Origin of the sequence: uncultured Nonlabens sp. (genome assembly GCF_947495285.1) — a bacterium.
Classification (GTDB): Bacteria; Bacteroidota; Bacteroidia; order Flavobacteriales; family Flavobacteriaceae; genus Nonlabens.
Genome location: NZ_CANLXZ010000069.1, coordinates 1 through 1,457 on the forward strand (window position 1 = coordinate 1; position 1,457 = coordinate 1,457).

The following is a 1,457-nucleotide window of genomic DNA, read 5'->3' on the forward strand; positions in this document are numbered from 1 at the left end:
TCAACTACTGTTGTACCTGATGCTACGGTTACCGTGGTTGGGTCTGTTCCTTCTGTTTGAACTGCTCCGGTTGGTAAGGTAGTCTCGTCAATATCCACGGTTGCGTCACCTGCAGCTACTACTGTTGCTGTGTAAGTTCCATTAACATCGGTGATTACTGTTTGCGCGTTTCCGTTATTATCGGTAATTAAAACTTCTACTCCTGAAATTCCTGGCTCGCCTGCATCTTGTGTTCCGTTTCCGTTTACATCATCATAAACTACTCCTTCTATTGTTCCTGGAGTGTTGAATCCGTTATCTTCTTCAACTACTGTTGTACCTGATGCTACGATTACCGTGGTTGGGTCTGTTCCTTCTGTTTGAACTGCTCCGATTGGTAAGGTAGTTTCATCAACATCTACTGTTGCGTCACCTGCAGCTACTACTGTTGCTGTGTAAGTTCCATTAGCATCGGTGATTACTGTTTGCGCATTTCCATCCTCATCGGTAATTAAAACTTCTACTCCTGAAATTCCTGGCTCGCCTGCATCTTGTGTTCCGTTTCCGTTTACATCATCATAAACTACTCCTTCTATTGTTCCTGGAGTGTTGAATCCGTTATCTTCTTCAACTACTGTTGTACCTGATGCTACGATTACCGTGGTTGGGTCTGTTCCTTCTGTTTGAACTGCTCCAGTTGGTAAGGTAGTTTCATCAACATCTACTGTTGCGTCACCTGCAGCTACTACTGTTGCTGTGTAAGTTCCATTGGCATCGGTGATTACTGTTTGCGCGTTTCCGTTCTCATCGGTAATTAAAACTTCTACTCCTGAAATTCCTGGCTCGCCTGCATCTTGTGTTCCGTTTCCGTTTACATCATCATAAACTACTCCTTCTATTGTTCCTGGAGTGTTGAATCCGTTATCTTCTTCAGTTACTGTTGTACCTGATGCTACGGTTACCGTGGTTGGGTCTGTTCCTTCTGTTTGAACTGCTCCGATTGGTAAGGTAGTTTCATCAACATCTACTGTTGCGTCACCTGCAGCTACTACTGTTGCTGTGTAAGTTCCATTAGCATCGGTGATTACTGTTTGCGCATTTCCGTTATCATCGGTAATTAAAACTTCTACTCCTGAAATTCCTGGCTCGCCTGCATCTTGTGTTCCGTTTCCGTTTACATCATCATAAACTACTCCTTCTATTGTTCCTGGAGTGTTGAATCCGTTATCTTCTTCAACTACTGTTGTACCTGATGCTACGATTACCGTGGTTGGGTCTGTTCCTTCTGTTTGAACTGCTCCAGTTGGTAAGGTAGTTTCATCAACATCTACTGTTGCGTCACCTGCAGCTACTACTGTTGCTGTGTAAGTTCCATTGGCATCGGTGATTACTGTTTGCGCATTTCCATCCTCATCGGTAATTAAAACTTCTACTCCTGAAATTCCTGGCTCGCCTGCATCTTGTGTTCCGTTTCCGTT

1 protein-coding gene is annotated in these 1,457 nt (G+C 43.9%); it reads right to left on the reverse strand.

Annotated features, from left to right (window positions below; genetic code table 11):
- A partial coding sequence (locus tag Q0838_RS14170; protein WP_298956539.1) for an SdrD B-like domain-containing protein occupies positions 1-1,457 on the reverse strand: 1,457 nt, incomplete at both ends.